The 13,773-nt window shown below is 65.0% G+C and carries 18 protein-coding genes; 13 read left to right on the top strand and 5 right to left on the bottom strand.

All coding sequences use genetic code 11. The annotated features are described in order from the left end of the window. The first annotated feature begins 2 nt into the window (after positions 1-2). Positions 3-1,058, top strand: a complete 1,056-nt coding sequence (gene dusA, locus C8J30_RS02440) for a tRNA dihydrouridine(20/20a) synthase DusA (protein ID WP_110804119.1) — start codon at positions 3-5, stop codon at positions 1,056-1,058. Beyond that, complete coding sequence (locus tag C8J30_RS02435; RefSeq protein ID WP_110804118.1) at positions 1,046-1,861, top strand: sulfite exporter TauE/SafE family protein; 816 nt, start codon at positions 1,046-1,048, stop codon at positions 1,859-1,861. Before dusA ends, C8J30_RS02435 begins: the two co-directional genes overlap by 13 nt. A 15-nt stretch (positions 1,862-1,876) precedes the next feature. Here C8J30_RS02435 and mazG read toward each other — a convergent pair whose 3' ends face one another. Next, positions 1,877-2,707: a nucleoside triphosphate pyrophosphohydrolase gene (mazG, locus tag C8J30_RS02430; protein WP_110804117.1), complete on the bottom strand. Its 831-nt coding sequence runs from the start codon at positions 2,705-2,707 to the stop codon at positions 1,877-1,879. Between the two features lie 62 nt (positions 2,708-2,769). Between mazG and C8J30_RS02425 the strand changes: the two genes are divergently transcribed. From C8J30_RS02425 to C8J30_RS02380, 10 genes are all read left to right on the top strand, one after another. Beyond that, positions 2,770-3,933 carry a M20 aminoacylase family protein gene (locus C8J30_RS02425; RefSeq protein ID WP_110804116.1) on the top strand — a complete coding sequence of 388 codons (1,164 nt, stop codon included), beginning with the start codon at positions 2,770-2,772 and terminating at the stop codon, positions 3,931-3,933. A 130-nt stretch (positions 3,934-4,063) separates the two neighbouring features. Further along, positions 4,064-4,399, top strand: a complete 336-nt coding sequence (gene yajC, locus C8J30_RS02420) for a preprotein translocase subunit YajC (RefSeq protein ID WP_110804115.1) — start codon at positions 4,064-4,066, stop codon at positions 4,397-4,399. A 23-nt stretch (positions 4,400-4,422) separates the two neighbouring features. Then, entirely contained in the window at positions 4,423-6,087 is a 1,665-nt protein-coding gene (gene secD, locus C8J30_RS02415) for a protein translocase subunit SecD (RefSeq protein WP_110804114.1), read from the top strand. A 10-nt stretch (positions 6,088-6,097) separates the two neighbouring features. Beyond that, complete coding sequence (gene secF, locus C8J30_RS02410; RefSeq protein ID WP_110804113.1) at positions 6,098-7,114, top strand: protein translocase subunit SecF; 1,017 nt, start codon at positions 6,098-6,100, stop codon at positions 7,112-7,114. Continuing rightward, positions 7,101-7,475 (top strand): Mth938-like domain-containing protein, encoded by a 375-nt coding sequence (locus C8J30_RS02405; protein ID WP_110804112.1) that lies wholly within the window; start codon positions 7,101-7,103, stop codon positions 7,473-7,475. The genes secF and C8J30_RS02405 overlap by 14 nt, the downstream gene beginning before the upstream one ends. After that, complete coding sequence (gene ccmA / locus C8J30_RS02400) at positions 7,472-8,116, top strand: heme ABC exporter ATP-binding protein CcmA (protein ID WP_110804111.1); 645 nt, start codon at positions 7,472-7,474, stop codon at positions 8,114-8,116. Before C8J30_RS02405 ends, ccmA begins: the two co-directional genes overlap by 4 nt. Beyond that, positions 8,113-8,769 (top strand): heme exporter protein CcmB, encoded by a 657-nt coding sequence (ccmB, locus tag C8J30_RS02395; protein WP_110804110.1) that lies wholly within the window; start codon positions 8,113-8,115, stop codon positions 8,767-8,769. Before ccmA ends, ccmB begins: the two co-directional genes overlap by 4 nt. An 86-nt stretch (positions 8,770-8,855) precedes the next feature. Further along, complete coding sequence (locus C8J30_RS02390; RefSeq protein WP_110804109.1) at positions 8,856-9,584, top strand: heme ABC transporter permease; 729 nt, start codon at positions 8,856-8,858, stop codon at positions 9,582-9,584. Then, a complete protein-coding gene (gene ccmD / locus C8J30_RS02385; protein ID WP_110804108.1) occupies positions 9,581-9,739 on the top strand; it encodes a heme exporter protein CcmD in 159 nt (52 codons plus the stop codon). The genes C8J30_RS02390 and ccmD overlap by 4 nt, the downstream gene beginning before the upstream one ends. Next, positions 9,732-10,262: a DsbE family thiol:disulfide interchange protein gene (locus C8J30_RS02380; RefSeq protein WP_110804107.1), complete on the top strand. Its 531-nt coding sequence runs from the start codon at positions 9,732-9,734 to the stop codon at positions 10,260-10,262. Before ccmD ends, C8J30_RS02380 begins: the two co-directional genes overlap by 8 nt. Before the next feature lie 45 nt (positions 10,263-10,307). Here the strand turns inward: C8J30_RS02380 and hpt are convergent, their stop codons facing one another. Continuing rightward, a complete protein-coding gene (gene hpt, locus C8J30_RS02375; RefSeq protein ID WP_110804106.1) occupies positions 10,308-10,856 on the bottom strand; it encodes a hypoxanthine phosphoribosyltransferase in 549 nt (182 codons plus the stop codon). Between the two features lie 81 nt (positions 10,857-10,937). Here hpt and C8J30_RS02370 point away from each other — a divergent pair, with 81 nt between their 5' ends. Next, positions 10,938-11,408, top strand: coding sequence for a type II toxin-antitoxin system RatA family toxin (locus C8J30_RS02370; RefSeq protein WP_110804105.1), 471 nt, complete (start codon positions 10,938-10,940; stop codon positions 11,406-11,408). Positions 11,409-11,480: 72 nt separating this feature from the next. Here the strand turns inward: C8J30_RS02370 and C8J30_RS02365 are convergent, their stop codons facing one another. The 3 genes from C8J30_RS02365 to C8J30_RS02355 form a co-directional block, all read right to left on the bottom strand. Then, entirely contained in the window at positions 11,481-12,659 is a 1,179-nt protein-coding gene (locus C8J30_RS02365; RefSeq protein WP_110804104.1) for an ammonium transporter, read from the bottom strand. A 154-nt stretch (positions 12,660-12,813) separates the two neighbouring features. After that, on the bottom strand, positions 12,814-13,281 hold the full coding sequence (locus C8J30_RS02360; protein WP_110804103.1) for a CinA family protein: 468 nt from the start codon (positions 13,279-13,281) through the stop codon (positions 12,814-12,816). Next, complete coding sequence (locus C8J30_RS02355; RefSeq protein WP_110804102.1) at positions 13,278-13,772, bottom strand: phosphatidylglycerophosphatase A family protein; 495 nt, start codon at positions 13,770-13,772, stop codon at positions 13,278-13,280. Before C8J30_RS02355 ends, C8J30_RS02360 begins: the two co-directional genes overlap by 4 nt. Position 13,773: the final 1 nt, after the last annotated feature.

Raw genomic sequence — 13,773 nt, 5'->3', positions numbered from 1 at the left:
CAATGCAGCAAGAGCCCTCTCCTTTGCCTTCGTGTGTTGTGAAGGAAAAACAAGCGCTTGAGGGTGTGGCCCTGCAGGCGCGCCTGTCCGTTGCGCCGATGCTCGACTGGACTGACCGTCATTGTCGCGTCTTTCATCGCACGATGTCGCGCAACGCCCTGCTTTACACCGAGATGGTCACCGCCCCGGCGGTGATCCACGGCAAGCGGCCGCAGTTGCTCGATTTCAGCGCGGTCGAGCATCCGGTCGCGCTGCAACTTGGTGGCTCGGACCCGACCGAATTGGCCGAGGCGACGCGGATCGCGCGCGACTGGGGCTATGACGAGATCAATCTGAATGTCGGTTGCCCCTCGGATCGGGTGCAGTCGGGGGCCTTCGGGGCGGTGCTGATGAAGACGCCCGATCTGGTCGCGCGCTGTGTGGAGGCGATGCAGGCCGCGGCCGCCGTCGAGGTCACGGTGAAATGCCGGATCGGCGTCGACGACCAGAACCCCGAGGAGGTTCTGCCCGATTTTCTGCGCCGGGTGTCGGCGGCGGGGGTGACCCGTTTCACGCTGCACGCCCGCAAGGCCTGGTTGCAGGGCCTCAGCCCGAAGGAAAACCGCGAGATCCCGCCGCTCGATTACCCGCTTGTCCATGCGATGAAGCGCGAATTTCCGCATCTGCATCTGAGCCTGAACGGCGGTGTCACCACGCTGGCGCAGGTCGAGGCACATCTGGCGGCCGGGATGGACGGGGTGATGGTCGGTCGCGCCGCCTATCAGGAGCCGATGCAGGTGCTCGCGGGCGCCGATGTCGCGCTTTGGGGGCGGGGCGAGACGCTTTCGGCCGTGGACGTGGCCGAGGCGATGAAACCCTATATCGCCGATCATCTGGCCGGGGGCGGGCGGCTGCATCAGATCACCCGGCACATGCTGGGCCTTTTTCATGGTCGCCCCGGGGCCCGCGGTTGGCGGCGTGTTCTGTCGGAAGGCGCGACGCGGCCGGGTGCGGGGCTCAAGCTTTACGATCAGGCCTTGGCCGAAGTCACGCGGGAGATCCAGGATTGGAGCATCTGACGACGATCCTGCCGCTCGTGGCGATCCTGCTGGCCGTCGGCGCCTTTGCCGGGGTACTGGCGGGGCTTCTTGGGGTCGGCGGCGGCATCGTTCTCGTGCCTGCTTTCTTCTATCTTTTCAACGGTCTGGGCTATGGCTCCGACGGGTTGATGCGGGTCTGCGTCGCGACCTCGATGGCGACGATCATCATCACCTCGACCCGCTCGGTCACCGCGCATGCGCGCAAGGGAGCGGTCGAATGGCAGCTTTTGCGCGACTGGGCGCCCTATGTCGCGGGCGGTGCGCTGCTCGGCGTCTTTCTGGTGTCGCGGCTCGACACCCATGCGCTGACGATCATCTTCGGCACGCTCGTCATGGCGATCGCGCTGTACATGGCCTTTGGCAAGCAAAGCTGGCGGATCGCCGAGGGGATGCCGGGGCAGGGGTTCCGCCTGTGGTTCGGGCCGCTGATGGGGGCTGTGTCTGTGCTGCTCGGGATCGGCGGCGGCTCGATCTCGACGCCGATGCAGACGCTGCACGGCATTCCGATCCACCGCGCTGTGGCCACCTCGGCCGGGTTCGGCGCGATCATGGCGGTGCCCTCGACGGTGGCTTTCCTGCTGACGCCGGTCGAGGGGGCGCCCCCCTACACCGTCGGTTCGATCAACCTGCCCGCGCTGGTCGTGATCGGCGCCACCACGGCCATCACCGCCGCCTGGGGCGCGGCGCTGGCGCATCGGCTCGATCCGAAACCGCTCAAACGCATCTTCGCGGGCTTTCTGATGCTCGTCGCGCTGAACATGCTGCGCAAAGCCCTGCTCTGAGCCCCGGAAAACCTCTCACAATCCCGTGCGCTTGGCCGCATCCCAAAGCGCATCCATCTCGGCCAGATCGCTGTCCGCGGGCCGCTTGCCAGCCTTTGCCAGCTCCGCCTCGATGAAGGCGAAACGCCGGGTGAACTTGCCATTCGCCGCCCGCAGACAGGCTTCGGCATCGAGCCCGAGATGGCGCCCAAGGTTCACCATCACGAACATCAGATCGCCATATTCCTCGGCGATTTCCTCCGGCCCAAGTTCATCGCGGGCCTCGACCAGCTCGTGGGCCTCCTCGACGATCTTTGCCACCACCTCGGCGGTCGACGGCCAGTCGAACCCCACCCGCGCCGCGCGCTTTTGCAGCTTCAGCGCCCGTGTCAGCGCGGGCAGCCCCAGCGCGACGCCGTCCAGAACGCCCGCCTCGGCCTTCGCCGCGCGCTCGGCGGATTTGATTTTCTCCCAATCTTCCGTCTGTTGCGCGGCGCTCTTCACACGGCTTTCGTCGCCGAACACATGCGGATGACGCGCGATCATCTTGGCGTTGATCCCGCGCAGCACCGTCAGCAAATCGAAATGCCCGGCCTCGGCCGCCATCTGCGCGTGGTAGACGACCTGCAGCGCCAGATCGCCCAATTCGCCCGACAATTCACCCCAGGCCTGCCGCTCGATCGCATCGGCGACCTCATGCGCCTCCTCGATCGTATAGGGGGCGATGGTGGCGAAATCCTGCTCGATGTCCCAGGGGCAGCCGGTGTCGGGATCGCGCAGACAGGCCATGATCGCCGCCAGCCGCTCGGTCTCGGCCCCCACGCTGTCGGTGTCCACGAAGATCCCCGGATCGGTCGGTTTCGCCATTGCCTTGTGCCCCCTGCAGGTCCATCTACTTCCCTATCGCTTTCCAAAACCCAGAGTCCACCATGCCCGTGATCAACCGCATTGCCGCCCTTGCCCCCGAGATGAAGGAATGGCGGCAGTGGCTGCACCGTCACCCCGAACTGGAATTCAAGCTGCCGAAGACCGCCGCCTATGTGGCCGAGCGGCTGCGCGAGATCGGGGTCGACGAGATCCACGAAGGCATCGCCACCTCGGGGATCGTGGCGCTGATCAAGGGGCGGCAGGACGGGCCGGTGATCGGTCTGCGCGCCGATATGGATGCGCTGCCGATCGACGAGATCACCGGGGTGGATTACGCCTCGGAGCACGCGGGCAAGATGCACGCCTGCGGCCATGACGGCCATACCGCGATGCTGCTCGGTGCGGCCAAGTATCTGGCCGAGACGCGGAATTTTGCCGGGACCGTGGCGCTGCTCTTCCAGCCCGCCGAGGAAGACGGCGGCGGCGGCGAGGTCATGGTGAAAGAGGGCGTGATGGAGCGCTTCGACATCACCGAGGTCTACGGCATCCACAATGCGCCGAACCTGCCCTTTGGCCATTTCCACACCACGCAGGGCGCGCTGATGGCGGCGGTCGATACCGCCTGGGTCACCGTCACCGGCCGCGGCGGGCATGGGGCGACGCCGCATGAATGCATCGACCCGATCCCGGCGATCACCGCGATGGTTGGATCGCTGCAGACGATCGTCAGCCGCAACCTCTTCGCGATGGACGAACTGGTCGTCTCGGTGACGCAGATCCATGTCGGCACCGCGAACAACATCATCCCGGAAACCGGCTGGTTCTGCGCCACGATCCGCTCCTTTACGCCCGATGTCCGGGCGATGGTCGAGCGTCGCTTCCACGAGATCGTCGAAGGCACGGCCGCGGCCTTTGGCGTCAATGTCGAGATCCGCTACGACAAGGGCTATCCGCCGACCGTGAACGATGGGGACAAGGCCCGCTTTGCCGCCGATGTGGCGCGCGAGGTGTCGGGGCCAGAGGCGGTGAAGGATGACGCCGGGCGCGAAATGGGCGCCGAGGATTTCTCCTACATGCTCGAGGCGCGTCCCGGGGCCTATCTGTTCCTCGGCACCGGGCCGGGGGCAGGGCTGCACCATCCCGCCTTCGATTTCAACGATGAGGCGGCGCCGATCGGGGCCAGCTTCTTCGCCCGATTGGTCGAGCGCGCGCTTCCGGCCCGTTGAAGCCGGGGCAGCTTGCCCTCTCTGACACCCACGTGAGCGCCCGCCCGCTTGCCATTGCGGGGGGGCGCGGCTAGGGTGCGCGCCGAAAACCGGGGCTTTGCCCTCACGGCCCTAACGAAAGGACCATGCCATGTTCGTCACTCCCGCCTATGCTCAGGATGCCTCTGCCGCCGCTGGTGGCATGGCCGCCTTCGGCCAGTTCGTGCCGCTGATCCTGATCTTCGTGATCATGTATTTCCTGTTGATCCGTCCGCAGCAGAAGAAGGCCAAGGAACACAAGTCGATGGTCGATGCGCTGCGCCGCGGTGACATGGTGCTGACGCAGGCTGGCATCATCGGCAAGATCGTGCATCTGCGCGAAGATGGTGAAGTCGAAGTCGAGATCGCCAAGGATATCAAGGTGCGGATGATCCGCAGCGCCGTGGTTCAGGTTCTGTCGAAGACCGAACCGGCCGCGAACAACTGACCTGACATCGGGGCCGCGCCGCCATGCTGCAGATTTCGCTTTGGAAGCGTCTCGTCATTCTGGGTCTGTGCCTTGCGGCATTGGTCACGGCGGCGCCCAACCTTTTCTATGCCCGCGTCGAAGGGCACAATGACGCCGTCACGGCCTTCGAGAAAAACGGGGCCCTGACCGAAGCGCAGGAGGCGGCGAAAGCCGCCTGGCCCGATTGGGCGCCGTCGGCGCTGGTCAATCTCGGGCTTGATCTGCGCGGTGGTGCGCATCTTCTGGCCGAGGTGCATCTGAACGAGGTCTACAAGGCCCGGATGGATTCGCTTTGGCCCGAGGCGCGCAAGGTTCTGGCGGCGGAACGCGCCACCATAGGCTCTATTCGGCGTGTGCCCTCGCCCGAAGGCGAGCTGCGCATCCAGATCGGTCAAAAGGACCAGATCGCGAAAGCGGTCGAGGTCGCGCGGACCCTGACCCGTCCGGTCGTCAGCCTGACCGGCGTCGGGCAGTCCGACTACGAGGTGACGGGCGAGGGGGACACGCTGGTGTTCCGGCTGTCCGAAGCGGAAAAGACCGCAACGGATGACCGCACCATGCAGCAGTCGCTCGAAATCGTGCGCCGTCGCGTCGATGCGGCGGGTACGCGCGAGCCGACGATCATGCGGCAGGGCACCGACCGGATCCTGATCGAAGTGCCCGGCATCGGCTCGGCGCAGGAGCTGAAGGATCTGATCGGCACCACTGCCAAGCTGACCTTCAACCCGGTCGTCGGCACCAGTTCGAACCCCAATACGCCGGTCGCCTCGGGCAACGAACTGCTGCCCGATGCCGAGCGCAAGGGGCTTTACTATGTTCTTGACGAGGTTCCCGTCGTCACCGGCGACGATCTGACCGATGCGCGTCCGGCGACGGATGACAATGGCGCTCCGGCTGTGTCGTTCCGCTTCAATGTGAGCGGTGCGCGGGCCTTTGGCGATTACACCGCCGACCACATCGGGGAGCCCTTCGCCATCGTGCTGGATGGCAAGGTGATCTCGGCGCCCTCGATCCGCGCGCATATCGCGGGCGGCTCGGGCATCATCACCGGCCGGTTCTCGGTGCAGGAGGCGACCGATCTGGCGCTGCTCTTGCGCGCGGGGGCTCTGCCCGCGGGCATGACCTTCCTTGAGGAACGCACGATCGGGCCGGAACTGGGCGCCGACAGCGTCAAGGCCGGGATGATCGCTTCGATTGTCGGCTTCGCCGCCGTGGTGATCTACATGATCGCCTCCTACGGGCTGTTCGGCTTCTTCTCGGCGGTGGCACTGTTCATCAACATCGCCTTCATCTTCGCGGTGATGGGCGCGATTGGCGGCACCATGACACTGCCCGGCATCGCCGGGATCGTGCTGACCATCGGCACCTCGGTCGATGCCAACGTGCTGATCTACGAGCGCATGCGCGAGGAAATTCGCGCGGGCAAGTCGCCCGTGCGCGCGATCGAGCTTGGGTTCGACAAGGCAATGTCGGCGATCATCGACGCGAACGTGACCTCTTTCCTGTCCTCGGCGATCCTGTTCGTTCTGGGTGCGGGACCGGTCCGCGGCTTTGCCGTGACCACGCTGATCGGCATTACCGCCTCGATCTTCACGGCGATCTGGGTGGTGCGGCTGATGATCGTCGTCTGGTATGGCTGGCGTCGTCCCAAGTCCATTGTCATCTGAGGAGGAACCCATGGCTTTCCGTCTGAAACTGGTTCCTGAAAAGACCAATATCGACTTCTTCCACTGGCAGTTCGCCACCTTTGGCGCGGCTGTCGCTCTGATGATCGCCTCGGTGGTGCTGCCGTTCATCATCGGGCTGAACTTCGGCATCGACTTCAAGGGTGGCACGACGATCCGCACCGAGTCCGCGACCGCGATCGACGTGGGCGAGTATCGGTCCGCGCTTGAGCCGCTGGATCTGGGCGATGTGATCATTTCCGAAGTGCGCGACCCAAGCTTCCGGGCCGATCAGCATGTGGCGATGATCCGCATCCAGATGCAGGAGACCGCCCAAGGAGCGCAGGGCCAAGGCGCGCAGGGTCAGGGCGCGCAGGGTCAGGAGCTGGTCAACAAGATCGAGACCGCGCTGACCGCCGTCGATCCGGCTCTGAAGATCACTTCGTTTGAATCGGTGGGCCCGAAGGTCTCGGGCGAGCTGGTCTGGACGGCGATCTGGTCGCTTCTGGCCGCGACCGTCGCGATCATGTTCTACATCTGGATCCGCTTCGAGTGGCAATTCGCCCTTGGGGCCGTGGTGGCGCTGATCCATGACGTGTTGCTGACGGTCGGGCTTTTCGCGGTGCTGCAGCTGAAGTTCGACCTGACGACGGTGGCGGCGCTGTTGACGATCACCGGCTACTCGATCAACGACACCGTGGTGGTGTTCGACCGGCTGCGCGAAAACCTTGTGAAATACAAGACGATGCCGCTGCGCGACGTGATGAACCTCTCGGTCAACGAGACGCTCTCGCGCACCGTGATGACCGGCATGACGACGCTGCTGGCGCTGGTGCCGATGCTGATCTGGGGCGGCGACGTGATCCGCGGCTTCGTCTTCGCGATGGTCTGGGGCGTGTTCACCGGCACCTATTCCTCGGTCTATGTCGCGAAGAACATCGTTCTGTTCATCGGCCTTGATCGCAACAAGCAAAAGAAAGACCCCTCGGACAAGTTCTTCTCGAACGGGGCGCAAGATGCAAAGCCGTGAGGCGGGCTACGGATCGGCGCTGCCGATCGACGGCTACGGCCCCGGCTTCTTTCGCGTCGCCGGGGCGGTGCATCGGGGCGGTCTGCTGATCCGCGCCGAGGCTGCCGCGGTCTGGACCGGCTTTGATGATTTGGCGCCTCTGCGCGCGCTGGCCGGGCAGGTGGATCTTTTGCTTTGCGGGATGGGTGCGGATATCGCCCATCTTCCCAAGGGCTTGCAGGTTGACCTTGAAGCGCTTGGGGTGATGGCGGAGCCGATGTCGACGCCCGCGGCCGCGCGCCATTACAATGTGCTTCTGTCCGAGGGCCGCCGCGTTGCCGCGGCCCTTCTGCCGATGCCGGGCGAGGTCCCGACGGCATGACGCTGCTTGCCGTCGAAAATCTCACCGTCAGCCGCGGCGGTCTTGCCGTGCTGGAGGGGGTGAGCTTTTCTCTGGCGGCGGGCCATGCGCTGGTGCTGCGCGGGCCGAACGGGATCGGCAAGACGACGCTGTTGCGCACGCTGGCCGGTTTGCAACCGGCGCTGGCCGGGCGAATTTCCATGCCGCCCGAAACGATGGCCTATGCGGCGCATGCCGACGGGCTGAAGGCGACGCTTACGGTGCGCGAGAATCTGCAATTCTGGGCGGCGATCTATGCGACCGACACGGTCGAGGCGGCGCTTGATCGGATGAACCTGCGCGCGCTCGAGCATCGCGCGGCGATGAGCCTCTCGGCCGGGCAGAAGCGGCGGCTGGGTCTGGCGCGGTTGCTGGTCACCGGGCGGCCGGTCTGGGTGCTCGACGAGCCGACCGTCTCGCTCGATGCGGCTTCGGTCGCACTTTTTGCCGAAGCGGTGCGGGCGCATCTGGCGGTGGGCGGCGCAGCGCTGATGGCGACGCATATCGATCTGGGCCTTGCCGAGGCCGAGGTGCTCGACCTTGGCCCGTTCAAGGCGCGTCCGCCCGAGGCGGGCGGCCATCGCGGCGCCTTCGATCACGATTTCGACGGAGCCTTCCTGTGATTGCGCTTCTTGCCCGGGATTTGCGATTGGCGATCCGTGCTGGCGGCGGCTTCGGGCTGGGTCTGGCATTTTTCCTGATCGTGGTGACGCTGGTACCGTTCGGCGTCGGCCCGCAGGGGGAAATCCTTGCCCGCATCGCCTCTGGCATCCTCTGGCTGGGGGCGCTGCTCGCCTGCCTGCTGTCGCTGGACCGGATCTTCGCGCTCGATTTCGAGGATGGCTCGCTCGATCTTCTCGCGACCGCGCCGATCCCGCTGGAAGCCGTGGTGACGATCAAGGCGCTGGCGCATTGGATCACCACCGGCCTGCCGCTCGTGCTGGCGGCGCCGCTTTTTGCCGTGCTGCTGCACCTGCCGGGCCCGGCCTATCTTTGGCTCGAGGTCTCGCTGCTTCTGGGCACCCCGGCGCTTTCGGTGCTGGGCACCTTCGGGGCGGCGTTGACGGTCGGGCTGAAGCGGGGCGGCTTGCTGCTGTCGCTGCTGGTGCTGCCGCTCTATGTGCCGACGCTGATTTTCGGGGCCGAGCTGGTGCGGCGCGGCGCCGAGGGGATGGCGATCGAGGTGCCGCTGACGATGCTGGCGGGGATCACCGCCGCCACCGTGGCGCTGGTGCCCTTTGCCTCGGCGGCGGCCATTCGCGTCAATTTGCGGTGAGACGGGCCGCGGCTTGATGCGTGTCAATCCGGGCCGTGGCAAAGCGTGACATGTCCGACGGGACAGGAGAGGGAGGACGAAAGCCCATGTCGATCTGGGAATATGCAAACCCGGTCAAATTCATGCAGACTTCGGGCTGGCTTCTGCCCTGGGTCGTGGGGGCGACGGTTTTGACCCTGGTGCCGGGGCTTGTCTGGGGCTTTTTCTTCACCCCGGTCGCGGCCGAGTTCGGCGCGACGGTGAAGGTGATCTACGTTCACGTCCCCGCCGCGACGCTGGCGATCAACATCTGGGTGATGATGCTCGTCGCCTCGCTGATCTGGCTGATCCGGCGCCACCATGTTTCGGCGCTGGCGGCAAAGGCCGCGGCGCCGATCGGCATGGTGATGACGCTGATCGCACTGATCACCGGGGCGTTCTGGGGGCAGCCGATGTGGGGCACCTGGTGGGAATGGGACCCGCGCCTGACCTCGTTCCTGATCCTGTTCCTGTTCTATCTGGGCTACATGGCGTTGTGGGAGGCGATCGAGAACCCCGATACCGCCGCCGATCTGACCGGCGTGCTGTGCTTGGTGGGCTCGGTCTTCGCGGTGCTCTCGCGCTATGCGGCGATCTTCTGGAACCAGGGACTGCATCAGGGGTCGACGCTCAGCCTCGACAAGGAGCAGCACATTGCGGATGTTTATTGGCAACCTCTGGTGTTGTCGATCGGCGGCTTCGGGATGCTGTTCGTGACGCTGCTGTTGCTGCGCACCCGCACGGAAATCCGGTCCCGCCGGCTGAAGGCGCTGGAACAAAGGGAGCGCATGGCATGATGCCGGAGTTCGGAAAATACACCGTCACGATCCTCGGCTCCTGGGGGGCGACTTTGGCGCTGCTCGCTGGGTTGATCTTGGTGACGCTGATGCGCGGCGCGAAGGTGAAACGGGCGCTCAAAGCGCAAGAGGAACGGATGAAGACCGATGGCTAAACCCTTGATGTTTCTTCCGCTCATCGTGATGGCGGGCTTTGTTGGCGCAGGCTACTTTGCCATGCAGCAGAACGACCCGAATGACATGCCGACCGCGCTTGCAGGGAAAGAGGCGCCGCCCGTGCAGCTCGTGCAGCTGGGGGCCGAGGTGCCGTTCACCGACGCCGATCTGCGCGATGGCAAGATGAAGCTGGTGAACTTTTGGGCCTCCTGGTGCGCGCCTTGCCGCGTCGAGCATCCGAATCTGATCGGTCTGAAGCAGGACGGAATCGCGATTATGGGTGTGAACTGGAAAGACACGCCCGAGAAGGCGCAGGCCTTCCTTGGCGAGATGGGCAGCCCCTACACGAAGCTCGGGGCCGATCCGGGCAACAAGATGGGGCTGGATTGGGGCGTCGCCGGGGTGCCCGAAACCTTCGTCGTCGATGGCGAGGGGCGGATCGTGACCCGTATCGCCGGGCCGCTGACCGAGGATGTGATCACAGAAAAGCTGGACCCGCTGCTGGCGGGCGAAGGCGAGTAACCAGACGGCTCCGGGCTGGGGCGGACCCCGGCCCGGAAGGCCGTGTCACTTCTGCGGTTCGGTGAAACGCACCGTGCCGATGAAGGGCAGGTTGCGGTGGTTTTGCGCATAATCGAGACCGTAGCCGACGACGAATTCGTCGGGGATCTGGAAGCCTGTCCAGCGCGCCTTCACATCGACTTCGCGGCGCGAGGGCTTGTCGAGCATGGCGCAGCATTCGATCCGCCGCGGTGAGCGCGCCCGCAGCATCTCCATGACTTTCGAAATCGTATGGCCGGTGTCGACGATATCTTCGACAACCAGCACGTCGCGCCCGCCAATTGTGCCGCGCAAGTCCTTGAGAACACGAACTTCGCGCGTCGAGGTGGTTTCATTCCCGTAGCTTGAAGCCTCGAGGAAATCGACTTCGCAGGGCACGCCGATTTCGCGGATCAGATCGGCGATGAAGACGAAGGAGCCGCGCAAAAGCCCCACGACGACCAGACGGTCGGTGTCTCTGAACGCCTCGGTGATTTCGGCCCCCAGCGCCTCGACGCGGGCCGCGATGGCTTTGGCCGAGATCATCTGGTCGATTACGTAACCGCTTTGCGACATCGTTCCTCCTGCGGCCTCTCGGCCCTTGCAATTCAGTTGCTTTATCGCAAGAAGAGGCGCGGGAAAAGGGAGACGGGCACGATGCCGCGGCACACTGAACAGCGTTTCATGCCCTATTCGGCGGCGCAGATGTATGCGCTGGTGGCCGATGTCGCGCGGTATCCGGAGTTCCTGCCCTGGAACTCGGCGGCGCGCATCCGCGCCCGCAAGCCGGGACCGCGCCCGGGCACGGAACTGATGGAAGCGGATCTGGTGATCTCGTTCAAGGTCTTCCGCGAGCGCTTCGGATCGCGGGTGGTGCTGGACCCGGAAAACTTCCGCGTCGATACGCAATACCTCGACGGGCCGTTCAAGCACATGCATTCGTGGTGGCAATTCTCGGATCGGCCGGGCGGCTGTGAAGTCGATTTTTATGTCGATTTCGAATTCAAGAATGCGCTGCTTCAAGGGGTTATTGGTATCGTCTTCGATCAGGCGATGCGGATGATCGTGAAGGCGTTCGAGGATCGGGCCATCGCGCTTTACGGCTGGTCCGGGCGCGTGCAGAGCTGAGATACTGCCTATCTCGATCATGAAAAAGGCCGCCCATCGGCGGCCTTTCTGTTATCTGACAGGGACTTGTGATCAGGAGTTCAAGTCGTAGGCGCGCTCGCCGTGGGTCGAGATGTCGAGACCGTTCGTCTCGGATTCCTTGTCGACGCGCATCGGGAAGACCAGCGCGACAGCGCGGGCCAGAACCCAGGTCAGCGCAAGGGTGTAAATCCCGACAATCAGAAGGGCGCCAAGTTGCGCGGTGAAGCTCGCCGCTCCGAACACGGCGACCATGATCGTGCCGAAGATCCCGCCGACACCATGCACGGCAAAGACGTCAAGCGAGTCGTCGAGTTTCATCCGCTCGCGCACGAGAAGCACGGCTTCCTGGCAAAGGATGCCCGCGATCGTGCCAATAATCACCGCTTGCAGCGGCGAGACATAGCCCGAGGCCGGGGTCACTGAGGCAAGTCCCGCGATCGAGCCCGTGACGATGCCGATGAGCGAGGCCCGTCCGAACTTGATCCGTTCCCAGAACATCCATGACAGTGAGGCGGCGGCGGCGCTCAGATGCGTTGCGGTAATCGCCATCGCGGCAGTGCCATCGGCCGCAAGCTCCGATCCGCCGTTGAAGCCGAACCAGCCGACCCAGAGCAGACCCGCGCCGATGGCGACCATGCCCGGGTTGTGCGGCGGCGTGTGGCGGTTGCGGCGCGGCCCGATCATCACGGCCAGCAGCAGCGCCGCCAGCGCGGCGGTTTCATGCACGACGATGCCGCCCGCAAAATCGCGCGTGCCCTTTGCGCCGAACAGACCGCCGTCCGACATGAAGCCCGCGCCCCAGATCCAATGCGCGACCGGCGCATAGACCAGCAGCATCCAGAGCGCCGAGAAGGTGAAGACCCACCAGAAATTCACCCGCTCGACGAAGGCGCCGAGGATCAGCGCCGGTGTGATCACGGCGAAGGTCATCTGGAAGGCAAAGAACAGCACCTCGGGCAGGGTGCCGTGCAGGCTGTCGACCGTGACGCCGATCAGACCGACACGGCCGAGACCGCCCCAGACACCGCCGACACCGCCAAAGGCGATGGAATAGCCTGCCAGCAGCCAGAGAATGCTCATGGCCGCGGCCAGCGCGAAGCACTGCATGAAGATCGACAGCACGTTGCGCGCACGCACGAGCCCGCCGTAGAAAAGCGCGAGGCCCGGCAGCGTCATCAACAGCACAAGTGCCGTCGCCATGCTGACCCAGGCGGTATCTGCCCCGTTCATCCCGAATCCTCCTCGTCGGTTTGGGAGCGGCGAAGCATGCCGAAACCGCCGTGAAAAGGCGCAAGCGGTCGCAAATGGCGCTTAAATCATGGGCGCATTTGGTTTGCCCAAGCTTTGGGCGCAATTTATGCGCCAAGCCGGGATTTGCGGCAGATTACGAAATGGCCGCGGCGAGCAGCGACAGGGCATGGTCGCAGGACTTTGTCCGAACCGCCGAGCGTCCCGGCGCGCCGAAATCTTGCGTTTCGGTGTGCGTTTCGCCGCCGCGACGGGCGATGCCGAAGCAGACCCGGCCCTCGGGTTTGAACTCTGACCCGCCGGGGCCTGCAATGCCGGTGATGGAAACCGCCAGATCGGCGGAGGAATGGGCCAGCGCCCCTTCTGCCATTTCCTGCGCCACCTGTTCCGATACTGCGCCGAAAGCGTCGAGCGTGGCAGGCAGCACGCCCAACATCTCGACTTTTGCCGCATTGGAATAGGTGACGAAGCCGCGCTCGAAGACGGTGGAGGAGCCGGGGATCTCGGTCAGAGCCACGGCCACCATGCCGCCGGTGCAGCTTTCGGCCGTCGCAATGCGAATGCCTTTTGCACGCGCGGAATCAAGAACTTCCACGGCGATCATCGGATGAGACCGTGATAGATCCCGGCTCCGATCACGGTGCAGATCCCCGCGAACAAACCTGCCCAGAGATCATCGAGCATGACCCCCGCCGCGTCGCCGCGACGGTCGGCGCGGCCGACAAGCCAAGGCTTCCAGATGTCGAAGAGACGGAAGAAGAGGAAAGCCGCCAGCGGCCCCGGCCAGACCATCGACATGTCCCGCATCCAGAACCCGGCGGCGGGGAAGAGGAGGGCGACACCGACGCCAGCCACCTCGTCGATGACGATTTCCGAAGGGTCCTCGCCCGGGCGATCGCGCAACTCAAGTGCCACCGCCCAAAAGCCGATTGCTGTGATCACAGCCGTTGCCGCCACAAGCGGGCCGAATCCGGCGAAGCGTTCGATCGCCCAGAGCACGGCCAGCCCCGCCGCCGTGCCCCAGGTGCCCGGCGCCGGGCGCAACCGGCCGACGAAGCCGAAGGTTGTGATGGCCTGCAGCCAGCGGGCCGTCATC

It is taken from the genome of Rhodobacter viridis (assembly GCF_003217355.1).
GTDB classification, from domain to species: domain Bacteria; phylum Pseudomonadota; class Alphaproteobacteria; order Rhodobacterales; family Rhodobacteraceae; genus Rhodobacter; species Rhodobacter viridis.
This window is presented reverse-complemented; position numbering and strand designations above follow the sequence as displayed.